Origin of the sequence: Liquorilactobacillus cacaonum DSM 21116 (genome assembly GCF_001436735.1) — a bacterium.
Taxonomy (GTDB): Bacteria; Bacillota; Bacilli; order Lactobacillales; family Lactobacillaceae; genus Liquorilactobacillus; species Liquorilactobacillus cacaonum.
This window is the reverse complement of the sequence record NZ_AYZE01000014.1, coordinates 438,707-454,672: the sequence shown is the minus strand read 5'-3', so window position 1 is coordinate 454,672 and position 15,966 is coordinate 438,707. Positions and strand designations below refer to the sequence as shown.

The 15,966-nt window shown below is 34.4% G+C and carries 16 protein-coding genes; 15 read left to right on the top strand and 1 reads right to left on the bottom strand.

The genetic code is table 11. From position 1 onward, the window contains the following. Positions 1–200 precede the first annotated feature (200 nt). The 3 genes from msrA to FC80_RS06090 are packed head-to-tail and all read left to right on the top strand — an operon-like array spanning position 201 to position 2,562. The gene (gene msrA / locus FC80_RS06100; protein WP_057829239.1) at positions 201–719 is read left to right on the top strand and encodes a peptide-methionine (S)-S-oxide reductase MsrA; all 519 of its coding nucleotides are present in this window, start codon (positions 201–203) and stop codon (positions 717–719) included. Positions 720–764: 45 nt separating this feature from the next. Further along, entirely contained in the window at positions 765–1,640 is an 876-nt protein-coding gene (locus FC80_RS06095; RefSeq protein WP_057829238.1) for a YitT family protein, read from the top strand. Between the two features lie 19 nt (positions 1,641–1,659). Continuing rightward, positions 1,660–2,562, top strand: a complete 903-nt coding sequence (locus FC80_RS06090; RefSeq protein ID WP_057829237.1) for a deoxyribonuclease IV — start codon at positions 1,660–1,662, stop codon at positions 2,560–2,562. Positions 2,563–2,667: 105 nt separating this feature from the next. Here the strand turns inward: FC80_RS06090 and FC80_RS06085 are convergent, their stop codons facing one another. Next, positions 2,668–3,477 (bottom strand): pyruvate, water dikinase regulatory protein, encoded by an 810-nt coding sequence (locus FC80_RS06085; protein ID WP_057829236.1) that lies wholly within the window; start codon positions 3,475–3,477, stop codon positions 2,668–2,670. Positions 3,478–3,693: 216 nt separating this feature from the next. On the opposite strand from FC80_RS06085, the gene rpsU reads away from it, so the two are divergent. The 12 genes from rpsU to FC80_RS06025 all read left to right on the top strand — a co-directional run bounded on the left by rpsU (position 3,694) and on the right by FC80_RS06025 (position 15,956). Then, positions 3,694–3,879, top strand: a complete 186-nt coding sequence (gene rpsU, locus FC80_RS06080) for a 30S ribosomal protein S21 (RefSeq protein ID WP_057829235.1) — start codon at positions 3,694–3,696, stop codon at positions 3,877–3,879. A 22-nt stretch (positions 3,880–3,901) separates the two neighbouring features. Next, positions 3,902–4,345, top strand: coding sequence for a GatB/YqeY domain-containing protein (locus tag FC80_RS06075; protein WP_057829234.1), 444 nt, complete (start codon positions 3,902–3,904; stop codon positions 4,343–4,345). 194 nt (positions 4,346–4,539) lie between these two features. Then, entirely contained in the window at positions 4,540–5,517 is a 978-nt protein-coding gene (locus tag FC80_RS06070) for a PhoH family protein (protein ID WP_057829233.1), read from the top strand. 4 nt (positions 5,518–5,521) lie between these two features. Next, the gene (gene ybeY / locus FC80_RS06065) at positions 5,522–6,001 is read left to right on the top strand and encodes an rRNA maturation RNase YbeY (protein ID WP_057829232.1); all 480 of its coding nucleotides are present in this window, start codon (positions 5,522–5,524) and stop codon (positions 5,999–6,001) included. Continuing rightward, entirely contained in the window at positions 5,985–6,386 is a 402-nt protein-coding gene (locus FC80_RS06060) for a diacylglycerol kinase (protein WP_057829358.1), read from the top strand. Before ybeY ends, FC80_RS06060 begins: the two co-directional genes overlap by 17 nt. Positions 6,387–6,398: 12 nt before the next feature. Then, the gene (era, locus tag FC80_RS06055) at positions 6,399–7,301 is read left to right on the top strand and encodes a GTPase Era (protein ID WP_057829231.1); all 903 of its coding nucleotides are present in this window, start codon (positions 6,399–6,401) and stop codon (positions 7,299–7,301) included. Between the two features lie 33 nt (positions 7,302–7,334). Next, positions 7,335–8,135, top strand: coding sequence for a DNA repair protein RecO (gene recO / locus FC80_RS06050; RefSeq protein ID WP_057829230.1), 801 nt, complete (start codon positions 7,335–7,337; stop codon positions 8,133–8,135). A gap of 304 nt (positions 8,136–8,439) precedes the next feature. Beyond that, on the top strand, positions 8,440–9,357 hold the full coding sequence (gene glyQ, locus FC80_RS06045; protein WP_057829229.1) for a glycine--tRNA ligase subunit alpha: 918 nt from the start codon (positions 8,440–8,442) through the stop codon (positions 9,355–9,357). A gap of 1 nt (position 9,358) precedes the next feature. Further along, positions 9,359–11,434, top strand: a complete 2,076-nt coding sequence (glyS, locus tag FC80_RS06040) for a glycine--tRNA ligase subunit beta (RefSeq protein ID WP_057829228.1) — start codon at positions 9,359–9,361, stop codon at positions 11,432–11,434. Positions 11,435–11,779: 345 nt separating this feature from the next. Further along, positions 11,780–13,627, top strand: a complete 1,848-nt coding sequence (gene dnaG / locus FC80_RS06035; RefSeq protein ID WP_057829227.1) for a DNA primase — start codon at positions 11,780–11,782, stop codon at positions 13,625–13,627. Between the two features lie 23 nt (positions 13,628–13,650). After that, a complete protein-coding gene (gene rpoD, locus FC80_RS06030; protein ID WP_162260506.1) occupies positions 13,651–14,763 on the top strand; it encodes an RNA polymerase sigma factor RpoD in 1,113 nt (370 codons plus the stop codon). A 275-nt stretch (positions 14,764–15,038) separates the two neighbouring features. Further along, a complete protein-coding gene (locus tag FC80_RS06025) occupies positions 15,039–15,956 on the top strand; it encodes a PLP-dependent cysteine synthase family protein (RefSeq protein ID WP_057829225.1) in 918 nt (305 codons plus the stop codon). The last annotated feature ends 10 nt before the right edge of the window (positions 15,957–15,966 follow it).

The window sequence follows — 15,966 nt, the reverse complement described above, 5'->3', positions numbered from 1 at the left end:
TCAACTTATTTGTAGCCCAAATCTGCTATTTCATAAGTTACTGTTAGTGCTCATTGTCTATTCAACATTTCTCACACTCTGATTTAATTAATTTGTTTTACAAAACATAAAATTTAACGCATAATTATAATTACTAACTCTTGCAGTCTATAAATGAATGAGTTATTTTATTCTTGTTAACACTACTAGGAGGAATTTGAATGAGTGAAAAAACTGACACCGCTATTTTTGCTGGGGGATGCTTTTGGTGCATGGTAAAACCTTTTGATGAGTATCCTGGAATTATCAAAGTTGTTTCTGGGTATACTGGTGGGCATGTTGCTAATCCCACTTATGAACAAGTGTGTTCGCACACTACTGGACATACTGAGGCGGTTGAGATAACTTTTGACCCAGAAGTTGTTTCTTATGAAAAATTAGTAGAAATTTATTGGCAGCAGACTGATCCAACCGATGCAATGGGTCAATTTCAAGATCGAGGCGATAGTTATCGCCCCGTAATTTTTACAAAAAACAAGGAACAAAATAGAATTGCGATTGATTCAAAAGAAAAATTAGCTAAAAGTGGTAAATATGATAAACCAATTGTGACCTCCATCGAAGATGCAAAGCCTTTTTATAGGGCAGAAGAGTATCACCAAGAATTTTACAAGAAAAACCCTGAACGTTTTGCCATGGAAGAAATTGGTAGAATGGAGTATCAAAGAAGATTCTTATAATTTTATAGCAATTAAATCAATCAGAGGAGAATGAAAAAAGAATAAATGGACGAACTTCAAAAAATATGGAAGAGACATCAATATGTTGCCCGTGCTTCAACTGCCTTTATATATGGTATTTTGGTTTCTATTGCAATGAATTTTTTTTGGACTCCTGGTAAAATTTATTCGTCAGGGGTTACAGGACTAGCACAATTGATTGAAACAATTACGCGAAATGCTGGGCCTATTCATCTATCAACTGCTCTGCTTTTATTAATATTAAACCTGCCTTTATTTGTAATTGCTTGGCGCAATATTGGTCATCGTTTTACCTTTTTTACTTTCTTAGCAGTTATTTGTTCAAGTATTATGATAAAGTCCTTGAAACCAATTACACTTACAACTGATCCAATTATTTGTGCTATTTTTGGCGCAGCAATTAATGGTTTTGGAACAGGATTGGCCTTGAAAAACGGGATTTCTACCGGTGGTCTAGATATTATTGGGTTAACTTTGCGTAAAAAAACAGGTAAAAGTATCGGAACTATTAATATGGCGTTTAACGCTTTAATAGTTTTAGCTGCTGGTGCTGTATATGGATGGCCTTATGCTTTTTATTCTGCTCTCGGAATTGTAATTAATGCTCGGGTGATGGATATGGTTTATACAAGACAGCAAAAAATGCAAGTGATGATTGTGACTAACAAACCTAAAAGTGTGGTGGATTGTATTCAAAGCCATATGCGTCGTGGAATTACAATTGTACACGGAGCTGAAGGTGCTTACCATCATGATGAAAAGTCAATTTTATTTACTGTAATTTCACGGTATGAACAGGCTGAACTTAAAGCTGCAATGGAAGAATCTGATCCTTATGCATTTGTAAGTATTTCTGAAAATGTTCAAATTATGGGGCATTTTTATGAGCCTGAACCGTAAGTGAAAGAGGAGGATTAAGATGTTAATAGGATCACATGTTGGAATGAAAGGAAATGATATGCTATTAGGATCTGCTAAAGAGGCAGTATCCTATGGTGCATCAACTTTTATGATTTACACAGGGGCACCTCAAAATACTCGGAGAAAACCAATTTCTGAAATGAATATAGAAGCTGGTCATGAGTATATGAGTGACCATAATTTGAGTAACATTGTTGTTCATGCTCCTTATATTATTAACCTGGGGAATACCACGAAGCCTGAAAATTTTGGATTTGCAGTTGAATTTTTACGTGCAGAAGTTGAGCGTGCTGAGGCACTTGGAGCGACACAAATGACTTTTCATCCTGGAGCTCATGTGGGAGCAGGAGCAGATGCAGCGATTGCTAATATTGTCAAAGGACTAAATGAGGTTATTACGCCTAATCAAAAAATTCAAATAGCTCTTGAAACAATGGCTGGAAAAGGTACAGAAGTTGGACGTACTTTTGAAGAGATTGCGCAAATGATTGATGGCGTCAAGTATAATGATAAGCTATCAGTTACTTTTGATACTTGTCATACAAATGATGCCGGATATAATATCAAAGAAAACTTCGATGGTGTTCTTGAAGAATTCGACAAAATTATTGGAATTTCGCGTTTAAAGGTAATGCATGTCAATGATTCAAAAAACGTACAAGGTGCACATAAAGATCGCCATGAAAATATTGGTTTTGGGACGATTGGCTTTGATGCATTGAACTATATCGTACATCACGAATCATTAGTTGATGTGCCCAAAATTATGGAAACGCCTTATGTTGGTCCTGATAAAAAAAATCAATATGCACCGTATGCATTTGAAATTAAAATGTTTGAAGAACAATTATTTGATCCAAAAATGCAAGAAAAAGTATTTGACCAAAAAGGTAAATTATAAACAGTTAAATTCTGATGATTAATTTTTAAATTAACATAATGACAAAAAAGCCTTGTATCTAATAATTAGAATAGCAAGGCTTTTAATTACTTGGATACAAAGTAATTATTTTGGTAAACTTTCCATAATTAATGTTGCAGTTTCTTCGATAGATTTGTTAGAAACATTAATGATAAGACATCCAATTTTTTTATATAAATCGGCCGCAAATGCTAGTTCTTTTTCAATGTTTTGAATGCTTGAGTAGTTCGTATCAGGGTTTAAACCATAGGTAATCATTCTTTCCCTACGAATATTATTTAGAATTGTAGGATCATTTGTAAGTCCAAAAATTTTTTGAGGATCAACTTGCCAAATTTCTTTGGGAATTCCTGCCTTGGGGACAAGCGGAAGATTTGCAACACGAAAATTTTTATTTGCTAAATATAATGAAAGTGGTGTCTTAGATGTTCTTGAAACACCTAGAAGTACAATGTCAGCTTTTTCAAAACCTGCGGGGTCTTTTCCATCATCATATGTGACCGCAAATTCAAGTGCTTCAATTCGATTAAAATAACTTTGGTTAAGATTATGATTTCTTCCAGATTGGTATAAGGGAGTTTCTCCAGTTTTTTCTTCAATTGTTGTAATAATATTGGACATCCCATCTAGTACACAAAGATGATTTTCATTGCAATAGGAATTGACATAAGAGGCCAGTCCTTTGCCGACTAGTGTGTGCACGACGAATGCATCTAATCTTTTAGCCTTTTCTAAAATGCCTGCTAAAAGAGAAGTTGTTTTAGTTAATGGAAAGCGATGATATTCAAATTTAACATTTGGAAATTGTACAGTAGCAGCTTCAGCAAGGTTATTTCCGGTTTCTCCAAGTGAATCTGAAATTACAAAGATAACCATCTTTTTTTCTTGTGTCATCTTTAATCCCCTTTATAAATATTTATAGTTTGTTTTATTATACATTAGAATAATATTTCTCGTAAATAAAACGATTTCATTGTTTTTTGAAGATGTTTACTTTGATGTATTGACGGTTTGTTACCATTTATGTATAATAGTTAGGAACTGTTATTAAATTTGTGTATTTATGCAAGAATAGACGGTTACTTTAAAGCTCGGAGGGAGGGAAACAATATGTCAAAGACAGTCGTTCGTAAAAACGAATCTCTTGATGATGCTCTTCGTCGCTTCAAACGCACCGTTTCAAAAACAGGTACTTTACAAGAATTCCGAAAACGTGAATTTTACGAGAAGCCAAGTGTGAAACGTAAGAAAAAGTCAGAAGCAGCAAGAAAACGTAAAAACAAGCGTCGTTTCTAATTCCTAAGGAGGGGTAGAACTGATGAGCTTACTAGATTCATTAAATAATGATTTGAAAACTGCGATGAAGGCTCACGATAAAGAAACCTTAAGTACTGTTCGAATGTTAAAAGCAGCTGTTACGAACGAACAGATTAAGGTTGGTCATACTTTGACCTCTGATGAAGAAGTTAGTGTCTTATCTCGTGAACTAAAACAACGTAAGGATTCTGTTGATGAATTTACATCTGCAGGTCGTAGTGACTTAGTTCCTGCACTTGAGAAGGAAATCGAGATTGTCGAACGTTATTTGCCGGAGCAACTTAGTGAGGATGATGTAAAGTCAATTGTTGAAGAAACGATTCGACAAATTGGAGCAACATCTAAGGCTGATTTTGGTAAAGTAATGGGTGCAGTTATGCCTAAACTCAAGGGACAAGCCGATGGAAAAATTGTTAATTCAGTTGTGAAATCATTATTGAACTAATATGTAAGTAATAACCAAAACAAGCGAGTTAATTTTTGATTAGCTTGTTTTTTTTTGTAAAGCGATAATTTATATATTGGGAATACTAGGAATTAAAGCAATATAATTCTTGTTCTATCTCCTAGGCTTTATTAGATATTAAATATATGCTATTATTTAGGCATAATATGGTTATTTGAAGGAGTCCATGCGGATTGACGGAAGAACAATTAATTGAAAAAGAATTTAGATTAGAAGATCCACAACAAAGCGTTGCATTGATGGGTACGCATGATAAGTACATCAAGTTAATTGAAGAAAGCGAAAATGTTGTTTTAAAACCATTTGGTGAAGTAATCAAAGTTAGTGGAACAAGTGTAGTTGTTGACAAGACAGTGGAAATACTAAAGCAGTTGACAAATTTAATTACACAAGGTGTTTCAATTAGTAGTACTGATGTTTTATCGGCTATTAAAATGGCAGACCGTGGTACCTTGATATATTTTCAGGATTTGTACACTGATACACTTTTACGAGATCAAAAAAAGAAGCCAATTAGAGTGAAAAATTATGGACAGCGTCAATATGTTCAAGCCATAAACAATAATGACTTGGTTTTTGGAATTGGTCCAGCTGGAACAGGAAAAACATTTTTGGCTGTTGTAATGGCGGTAGCAGCTCTTAAAAAAAATAAAGTAGAAAAAATCATTTTGACTAGGCCGGCAGTAGAAGCTGGAGAGTCACTCGGATTTTTACCTGGAGATTTGAAAGAAAAAGTCGATCCGTATTTAAGGCCTGTATATGACGCACTTTATAGTGTTTTAGGTAAGGAACATACAGAAAGATTGTTAGATAGAGGAATTATTGAGATTGCGCCCCTTGCATACATGCGTGGTCGAACACTTGAAAATGCATTTGTGATTCTTGATGAAGCACAAAATACGACACGTGCACAAATGAAGATGTTTCTAACTAGGCTTGGATTTGGTTCTAAGATGGTCGTTAATGGTGACAAAACACAGATTGATCTACCCAAAGGTCATAATCAAAGTGGGCTTGTAGATGCTGAAAAAATATTAGTTGGTCGTCCGCATATTAGTTTTGTGAAATTTGATGCTGCCGATATCGTACGTCACCCAGTTGTTGCAGAAATAATTGATGCTTATTCGAAACAAGTTGAAAAAGAGAGGTAAATTGATGGATTTAGAAATTTTTGATGAAACTAAAAGTGTTTCTGAAAAAAGAATTGATTTGGTAAAAAATGTATTGGACTATGCTGGAAAGTATATTAATTTACCTGATGATACAGAAATGTCAGTAACATTAATGGATAATGAACGAATACATGAAATAAATAAGCAATATCGTGGAGTTGACAAGCCGACTGATGTTATTAGTTTCGCAATTGAAGAAGAAAGTGATGACGACTTGCCAATAATTCTGCCAGATGATGAAGATTTTGATGTACCTAAAAATATTGGTGATATTATGGTATCTATGGATAAAGTAAAGGAACAAGCAGAATATCTTGAACATTCAGAAGAACGTGAATTAGGTTTTTTGGTTGTACATGGTTTTTTGCATTTAAATGGTTATGATCATATGCGTAAAGAAGATGAGGAAGTTATGTTTGGATTGCAACGTGAGATATTAGATGCCTATGGACTTAAAAAATAAACGTGCCGCAAAGTGGAAACACCATCATTTTTGGGTATCTTTTTGTCATGCTTGTCAAGGGTTGAATACTGCATGGAAAGAGGAGCGTAATTTACGATTTCATTCTATGATGACAATCTTGGTAATACTTATTGGTTTTGGGCTTAAAGTTACCTTAGGGGAGTGGTTATGGCTTGGGCTAAGTATAACGTTAGTTTTGGTTTGCGAGTTAATTAACACGGCAATTGAGAATGTTGTTGATTTGATTGTTGGTGCTCAAAATAATAGTTTGGCAAAAAAAGCAAAGGATATTGCATCTGGAGCTGTTTTGGTTGCTTCCATTTTTTCATTAATTGTTGGTTTTATGGTCTTTGTACCTCATTTGTGGCAAATATTTTTTAATTAGAAGGGATTATAAATGCAAATAAAAAAACATTCAGGATTTATTGCGATAATTGGAAGACCAAATGTTGGTAAATCAACATTTTTAAACCAAGTAATTGGCGAAAAAATTGCAATTATGAGCGATAAGGCCCAAACTACTCGAAATAAAATTCAGGGGATTTACACGACAGAAGATACTCAAATTGTTTTTATTGATACTCCAGGAATTCATAAACCCCAAAGCCGTCTAGGAGACTTTATGGTGGAATCAGCATTGTCAACTTTAAATGAAGTTGATACAGTCATTTTTATGGTTAATGCAACTGAGAAAAAGGGACGTGGAGATGAATTTATTTTAGAACGTTTAAAACAAGTTAAGAGTCCAGTTTTTTTGGTGATTAATAAAATTGATAAAATTCATCCTGATGCTATCTTTGATATTGTCGAGAATTACCGTAATGAGTTAGATTTTAAGGAAATTTTTCCAATTTCAGCCTTGCAAGGAATTAATTGTGAGGAATTAGTAAGTTCAATTAGTAATAGCTTATCTGAAGGACCACAATATTATCCCGAAGATCAAGTAACTGACCATCCAGAACGGTTTATAGCTGGTGAACTAATTCGTGAACAAGTGCTTGATTTAACACACGAGGAAGTTCCCCACTCTGTTGCGGTGGTTGTCGAAAGAATTAAACGCGAAGATGAAGAAAAGATTTTAGTGCAGGCTACGATTATTGTTGAGCGTTCTTCTCAAAAGGGAATTTTAATTGGTAAAGGCGGTAAAATGCTCAAAACAATTGGAACAAGGGCACGTAAGGAGATAGAAAAAATGCTTGGTGATAAGGTCTATCTTGAGTTGTGGGTTAAAGTACAACCTAATTGGAAAGATAAAAAAGCAGATTTACAAGCACTTGGGTATAAGCAAGATGACTATTAAAAAACACTCTTGAAGATCTTGAGGTGAAAACCAGTGGGAAGTACAAAAATGGCTGAATTTTCTGGAATTGTGGTTTATCGCAAAGATTATCGTGAACGTGACATGTTAGTTAAAATTTTGACTGATCACTTTGGGTTCAAAATGTTTTTTATAAGAGGCGCACGAAAAAAAGGGTGCAAGTTAGCAGCTGCAATTTTACCGTTTACCTCTGCAACTTTTATTGGAACAATAAATGACAATGGTCTTTCTTTTATTTCTGCAGCAAAAGAAGTTTCACAATTTCAAATGATTTGTAATGACATTGAACTAAATGCATATTCATCGTATATTCTTGGTTTGGCAGAAGCTGCTTTTGGTGATACATCTTCGTTAGGAATATGGTATGAGAGATTATTGCATATCTTACAGGTGATTAATAAGGGAATTGATGCTGGGATTCTTACAAATATTGTGGAGCTGCAGTTGCTAAGTTACTTTGGAGTCAAACCAAATCTTATTGGTTGTGTAGTTTGTGAAAACCAAACGAGCCAATTTGATTTTTCACAAAGTTTTGGTGGTCTCTTATGTCAAAATCACTGGCACTTAGATCCCAATCGGATGCATTTAGATAAAAGAACTATCTTTTTTTTGAGACGCCTTAGTACAATTGACATTTTGAAGGTCCGTAGTATTAATGTCAAAGATGAAACCAAAAAGAATTTGCGGATGACACTTGATCAAATTTATAACAATGAAGTTGGTGTTAATATCAAGGCCAAACACTTTATTGATAATATGGTTAATTGGCCAACTGAGATATTGATTGATCGAGAAAATGAGCAAACAAAGGATTGACAAAATTTAGTGAAACGCTTATCCTTACTTAGTAAGATGTTATGAAGATAATGATGAAAAAAGGTGTTACCTTTGGTACCAAAAGCGAGTTCGAAGAGTGAAAGCGGACAATTATGAGGTAATATTGGCATTTTCGGAGTCTTCATTAGTATGAATGAAGTTGCTAGCTTTTGCTAGAAGTAGGGTGGAACCGCGATTATTATAAAGTCGTCCCTATGTAACCATTATTTATGGGTTGCATAGGTTTTTTTGTGTTTAAAACTCATAAATAGTAAAAAGAATATCTAAATTTAGGAGGAAGAATATGTCAAAAAAATTAGCACTACAAGATATTATTTTAACCTTGCAACAGTTCTGGGCGAAACAAGGGTGTATGTTAATGCAATCTTATGATACTGAAAAAGGTGCAGGAACAATGAGCCCTTATACATTTTTGAGAGCAATCGGTCCTGAACCATGGAACGCAGCTTATGTTGAACCTTCTAGAAGGCCTGCAGATGGGCGATATGGTGAGAACCCTAATCGATTATATCAACATCACCAATTTCAGGTAATTATGAAGCCATCCCCTTCAAATATTCAAGAATTATATCTAGATAGCTTACGTGCACTTGGAATTGATCCAAAGGAGCATGATATTCGTTTTGTTGAAGATAATTGGGAAAATCCGTCGATGGGTTGTGCTGGTGTTGGTTGGGAAGTTTGGTTAGATGGCATGGAAATTACGCAGTTTACCTATTTTCAACAAGTTGGTGGATTAGAGGTTCGTCCGGTTGCAGCTGAAGTGACTTATGGTTTAGAAAGATTGTCATCATATATTCAAGATGTGAACTCTGTTTTTGATCTTGAATGGTCAGATGGGGTTAAATATGGCGATATTTTTAAGGAACCTGAATACGAACATTCAAAATATTCTTTTGAAAAAAGTAACCAAGAAATGTTATTTAATTTTTTTGATACTTATGAAGCTGAAGCAAAGAAGCAAATAAAAAATGGATTAGTACATCCAGCCTATGATTATGTTTTAAAATGCAGTCATACCTTTAATCTATTAGATGCTCGAGGTGCAGTATCTGTAACTGAGCGCGCAGGATACTTAGCTCGAATTAGAAATATGGCAAAAGATGTGGCAAAGGCGTTTGTTGCTGAACGAAAGAAACTTGGATTCCCGTTAATAAAGGATGAAAAAATTCGTCAAAATTTGTTGAAGGAGGATAAATAAGATGACTCATACATTCCTTTTAGAGGTGGGGTTAGAAGAAATTCCAGCTCATGTAGTAAGTCCAAGTGCAAAACAACTTACAGAGCGTGTTAGCTCGTTTTTGAAAGAACAGCGACTTTCTTTTGAAAGCATTGAAACTTTTTCAACACCAAGGCGTTTGGCTGTTAAAGTCTCAAAACTGGCTGAAAAACAAACTGATATTGAGGAAGAAGCAAAGGGACCTGCAAAAAAAATTGCACAAGATGCACAAGGTAATTGGTCCAAAGCAGCAATTGGATTTTCTAGAGGTCAAAAAATGGCACCCGAAGATATTTACTTTAAGGAGTTAAAAGGTGTTGAATATGCTTATGTAAATAAGTTTATTGCTGGAGAAAAAGCACTAGTGATTCTTAGTGATGTCAAAGAAGCCATCATATCAATGATTTTCCCAACAATGATGCGCTGGGGAAATAATGATTTTAAATTTGTACGTCCTATCAAATGGATTGTTGCGATGCTAGATGAAGAAATTGTTCCGTTCAATATTTTAGATGTCAAGAGTGGTAATGAGACAAAAGGGCATCGTTTCTTAGGAAAGGAATTTGCAATAAAAAATGCTAACGACTATCCAGATGTACTTCTAAAGGAATTTGTAGTTGCAAATAGCCAAGTGAGAAAAGATATGATTAGACAGCAAATAAAGGATTTGGCAGTTAAAAATAATTGGCAAGTTGTTATTGACGAAAATTTACTTGAAGAAGTTAATAACTTAGTTGAATATCCAACTGTTTTTGCAGGCAGTTTTGCAACAAAATACCTTGATATTCCAGATGAGGTTTTAATTACTTCAATGAAAGACCATCAACGATTCTTTTATGTTAAAGATGCTGCAGGTAATTTATTGCCAAACTTTGTTTCTGTCCGCAATGGGGTAAATGAAAATTTGAATACCGTAATTGCTGGAAATGAAAAAGTTTTAACGGCACGTCTTGAGGATGCAGAATTTTTCTTTCAAGAAGATCAAAAAAATTCAATTGCTGACTATGTGGAACGATTAAAGAAAGTTATGTTTCATGATAAAATTGGAACTACTTTTGAAAAAATGCAGCGAGTGCAATCACTAAGTGGGCTTTTAGCAAACTTTTTAGGATTTACTGAGGAAAAAAGAGAAGACTTAAAACGAGCTTCTGAAATTTATAAATTTGATTTAGTTACAGGTATGGTTGGGGAATTTTCAGAATTACAAGGCATTATGGGTGAGAGATATGCATTGATGATGGGTGAAAAACCAGCAGTGGCAACGGCAATTCGAGAACATTATCTACCAGTTTCTGCAGAAGGTGAATTACCTGTATCAGATATTGGCTCATTATTAGCACTTGCTGATAAATTAGATAGTATTGCAGCTTTTTTCGCTGCTGGAATGATTCCAACTGGTTCCAATGATCCTTATGCACTTCGTCGTCAGGCAGCAGGAATAACTAGGATTATTATGAATCATAATTGGCCATTATCCGCAGTTCAATTATTTGCATTTGTAGAAGAAAATGCTTCTAAAGTACCAAGTTTATATCAAAAGATTGCTCCCAACAATATAAAATCAGAGTTTACGAATTTTATAATTGAGCGTATTAAAAAGATCCTTGAAGAACAACACTATAGTTTTGATATTATTGAGACTGTTGTAGCGGTACCTAGCAATGGTTTTGCAAAAATGCTTGAAGCGGCTGAAGTTTTAAAAAATCATAGTACTACCGCAGATTTTAAGGGGACAATTGAAGCAACTATTCGTGTTTTAAGGCTTGCAAAAAAAGCAAAATTACCTGCAGGTATTAAGTTAAACACTGAATTATTTGAAAACACAGCAGAAAATGTTTTTTCAGAAAAACTATCCTTAATTAAGGATAAAGTTTATGAAAGTGAAGAAGCGGTATTTGAAGAACTAAGCAATATGCGTCCTGTAATAAATGCTTATTTCGATCAAACGATGGTCATGGTTGAAAATGAAGAAATTCGCAATAATCGACTCTATCTATTAAGTCAATACGCATTATTTTCATACCAATTGGGAGATTTAACGAAATTAAATGTAAAATAAATTTTATTTTTAATTCGTCTAAGATCTAAAGTTGTAAAGGGCTGAGTCAAAAGTTAATTTTGACTTGGCTCTTACTTTATCTCAGTAGTTATTTTTCATAAATTTTGATTTTTGCGGATAGCCTTCTGGGTCTATTCACATTTCTTCTTCTTTGATTTTCATTCTTAATATTGTATAATTGTAAATGATTGTTTTTAGAGTGATTTAGCTAATACATGGAACATATTTATAATGATGAACAGTGAGTTTAAGTAGGCACATTAACTTTTCACCTAACATTGTAATTTCGTTGAAGTTTTTTGGTAATTAATTCTGTACACTAAGTCAATGAGCGGGGTGATTTTTTTGAGTCAACGAATACCTGAACAAGTAGTCGAAGACGTTAGGAATAATGTCAATATTGTTGATATCATTGGCCAATATGTTCAGTTGAGTAAGTCAGGAAAGAATTTATTTGGTCTTTGTCCTTTTCATGAGGAAAAAACACCTTCTTTTTCAGTTGCGGAAGAAAAACAAATATTTCATTGCTTTTCTTGCCATAGGGGTGGAAATGTTTTCAAATTTATAATGGAAATTGAAAATATAAATTTTCCAGAAGCTGTTCTTAAAGTTGCAGAATTAGGAAACGTACAGGTTGATGAAAAGATTTCTCAGGAATTTGATTCAACTCAGAGTGAATCATCTAAGTCGATAAGATTAAAGAAAATTCATGCTGATGCTGCACAATTGTATCACCATATCTTAATCAATACAGAAATTGGTGAAGAGGCGCTTAATTATTTACATGAACGTGGCTTATCAGATGATATTATTAATGATTTCAATTTGGGATATGCACCTGATAGACCAATATTGGAGGCTTTCTTTAAAGAAAGAATGGTTGATCAGGAACTACTGAGAATGTCTGGACTTTTTGTTGAACGTGGAGATGGGACCTTAAATGATCGGTTCCGGAATCGAGTTTTATTTCCGATTAGGGATGCCCAAGGAGCAACAATTGCTTTTTCAGGGCGATTGCTACAAAAAAATGATAAGTTACCCAAATATCTGAATAGTCCTGAAACAGAATTGTTTAATAAACGCAAAATTCTTTTCAACTTTGATAAAGCTAAAAGTGAAATTAGGAAAAAACATTTTGGAATTTTATTTGAAGGTTTTATGGATGTATTAGCTGCTTATCGTTCTGGTGTGAAAAATGGAATTGCTTCAATGGGAACAAGTTTAACTAATGAACAAATTTATTTACTTGAAAGAACAACTGATGAGCTGTTTTTATGTTACGATGGTGACAAACCTGGGCAAAATGCTACAGCTCGTGCTCTAGAGTTACTTGAACCGATTACTAAGTTAAAATTAGGCGTAATTCGAATCCCTGAAAAGTTAGATCCTGATGAGTATGTAAAAAAGTACGGGGAAAATGCATTTGAAAAGCTTGCACTTACTTCACATGAAACAAAATTGGCTTTTTATATGCGCTATTTTCAAGCTGAGCGAAATTTAGCAAATGAAGAAGATCAACTTGCATATATCTCAGATGTTATGCAAAAGTTAGCGGGTGTTGAGTCACCTGTTGAACAGGATTTGTATCTTAATCAAATAGCTAATCGATTTTCTCTAGAAAAAGATAGTTTGAAGTTGCAATTACTTGAATTTATTAATAAAACGAAGTCTAAGCATCAAGTAAATTCAGCTAGAAAAGAAAATTTATACTATTTAAGCAGGAGTTCAACAGATAATTTTCCAAAGTATTCAAAAGCAGAACGGGCAGAAAGATTATTAGTTTATCGGCTATTACATGATCCCAATATACGGATTAGGATGAAAAACTATCCAGATTTTTCATTCATTCATGAAGAATATCAGATGATTTATATCCTTTCAGAAGGCTATTTCAACGCATATCCAGAATATGAGACTGCACGGTTTCTGGATTTTATAGATAAAGAAAAGATTAGACAAATTGTTGTAAGCCTTGAATTGCAAAATCTTTCCAAGGAGTCTAGTGACGAAGAATTTGAAGACTGTATTAATGTAATTGGGAGACAATCTCCCCTTGAACAACAGATTAATAATCTGAAACAACAAATTACAGATGCAAAAAAATTAAACAATATTGAGCGCGTTACTTTTCTAACGATTGAGTTAATAAAATTGCTTCAGCAACAACAAAATGATAAGTCAGCATCATTATAAGGAGGACCATCATGGCAGAAAATATGAATAATGGAACTGAAAGTGCAGCATATATTAAGACCTTGAATGAAATAATAAAAGAATATAAGGTTCAAAAAGAAATAAATTATGATGATTTAAGTGAGAAATTAGTTACACCGTTTAGTTTGGATTCTACTCAAATGGATGAGCTGATTCAAAAACTTGAAGATTCTGGTATATCTGTTGTCGACGAAAAAGGTGATCCTAGTGAACATAGTTTAAAAGCCACATCAGATGTTGCTGAAAAAGCTGCAAAAGATAACAACATTTCGGCTCCAGCAGGAGTTAAAATTAACGATCCAGTTAGAATGTATCTTAAAGAAATTGGACGTGTTAATTTGCTAACTGCAGATGAAGAGGTTGCTCTTGCCTTAAAAATTGAGGAAGGTGACGAGGAATCTAAGCAACGTCTAGCTGAGGCCAACTTAAGATTGGTTGTTTCAATTGCTAAACGTTATGTCGGACGTGGAATGTCTTTCCTAGATCTTATACAAGAAGGAAATATGGGTCTAATGAAGGCTGTTGAGAAATTTGATTATCGAAAGGGATTCAAATTTTCAACTTACGCAACTTGGTGGATTAGACAAGCGATTACACGTGCAATTGCAGATCAGGCACGTACTATTAGAATTCCAGTTCATATGGTTGAGACTATCAATAAATTGATTCGAATACAACGTCAGATGTTGCAAGATTTAGGGCGTGAACCTGTTCCAGAAGAAATTGGTGCAGAGATGGATATGCCAACTGATAAAGTTCGTGAAATTTTAAAAATTGCTCAAGAACCAGTCTCTTTAGAAACACCAATTGGTGAAGAGGACGATTCACATTTAGGAGACTTTATTGAAGATCGTGATGCGACAAGCCCTGCTGACCATGCGGCATATGAGTTGTTGAAAGAACAATTAGAGAGTGTTCTTGATACTTTAACAGATCGTGAAGAGAATGTTTTACGCCTTCGATTTGGGCTTGATGATGGGCGTACTCGTACACTCGAAGAAGTAGGTAAAGTATTTGGTGTGACTCGTGAGCGTATTCGCCAAATTGAAGCAAAGGCATTGAGAAAATTACGACATCCTTCACGTTCAAAACAGTTGAGAGATTTCTTAGAATAAAAAACACTTGATTTTTATAAATTTATGGGTTAACATTCTCCTTATTAAGAAAAGAGGTTTGACAAATGGTTGTACTTAACTTTAAAAAGATGAATAATGCTTGTTGCTGTCTCATTCCGCGTGTTAGTGTGGATGAAACGGCTACTTTGGGTTGGAATCTTTCTTTTAGAGAGTTGAGTTAAGAAAAATTCCATTTGAAGGGCTTTTCCGGACTAGGGCGCGAATCTTTTAAGATTCGTGCCTTTTTTCTTTTCAAAAATTAAGGAGGATTCAAAATGATTTACCATAATATTGAAGAATTAGTAGGAGATACACCATTATTGGAGTTAGATATCAAAGTGCCTAACGGCTCACATATTTATGCAAAGATTGAATCAAAAAATCCTGGTGGGAGTATCAAAGATCGTTTAGGATTTTATATGATTGAACAAGCAATGTCAGAAGGAAAGCTAAGAAAGAAGATGACTGTAATTGAACCAACTGCGGGAAATACCGGAATTGGTATAGCTATGGCAGCATCGTATTATGGAATGAAGACAGTACTGGTAGTTCCTGAAAAGTTCAGTCAAGAAAAACAAACACTAATGCGCGCCCTAGGAGCACAAATTGTACATACTCCTAGTCAAGAGGGAATCGTTGGTGCTATAAAAAAAGCACGAGAACTTGAAAAAAATATTGAAAATAGTTATGTTCCAATGCAATTTGAAAATTTAGATAATCCTGATGCATATTATCATAGTATCGCACCAGAGATTTACCACGAGATGAAAGAGAACAATTTGAAAATTAATGGTTTTGTTGCAGGCGCTGGGAGTGGTGGAACCTTTGTTGGAATGGCAAGGTATTTTAAAGAACAAGATAGAAGTATAAAAACAGCGATTGTAGAACCAGAAGGATCAATTCTAAATGGTGGTCCAAAGCATGCTCATCGAACAGAAGGAATTGGTGTTGAATTCATCCCACCGTTTTTGGAAAGAGATAATCTTGATTATATTTATACAATTAGTGACCACGATGCTTTCGACTTTGTAAAAAGGCTAGCTAGTGATCACGGCATTTTTGCTGGTAGTTCTAGTGGTGCAGCTCTTGCAGCAAGCATTAAACTGGCAGAAGAGCTTCCTGCAAATAGTAATATTGTCACCGTTTTTCCTGATAGTAGCGAACGTTATTTAAGTCAAAAAATATACAATTAATTCAAAGGGA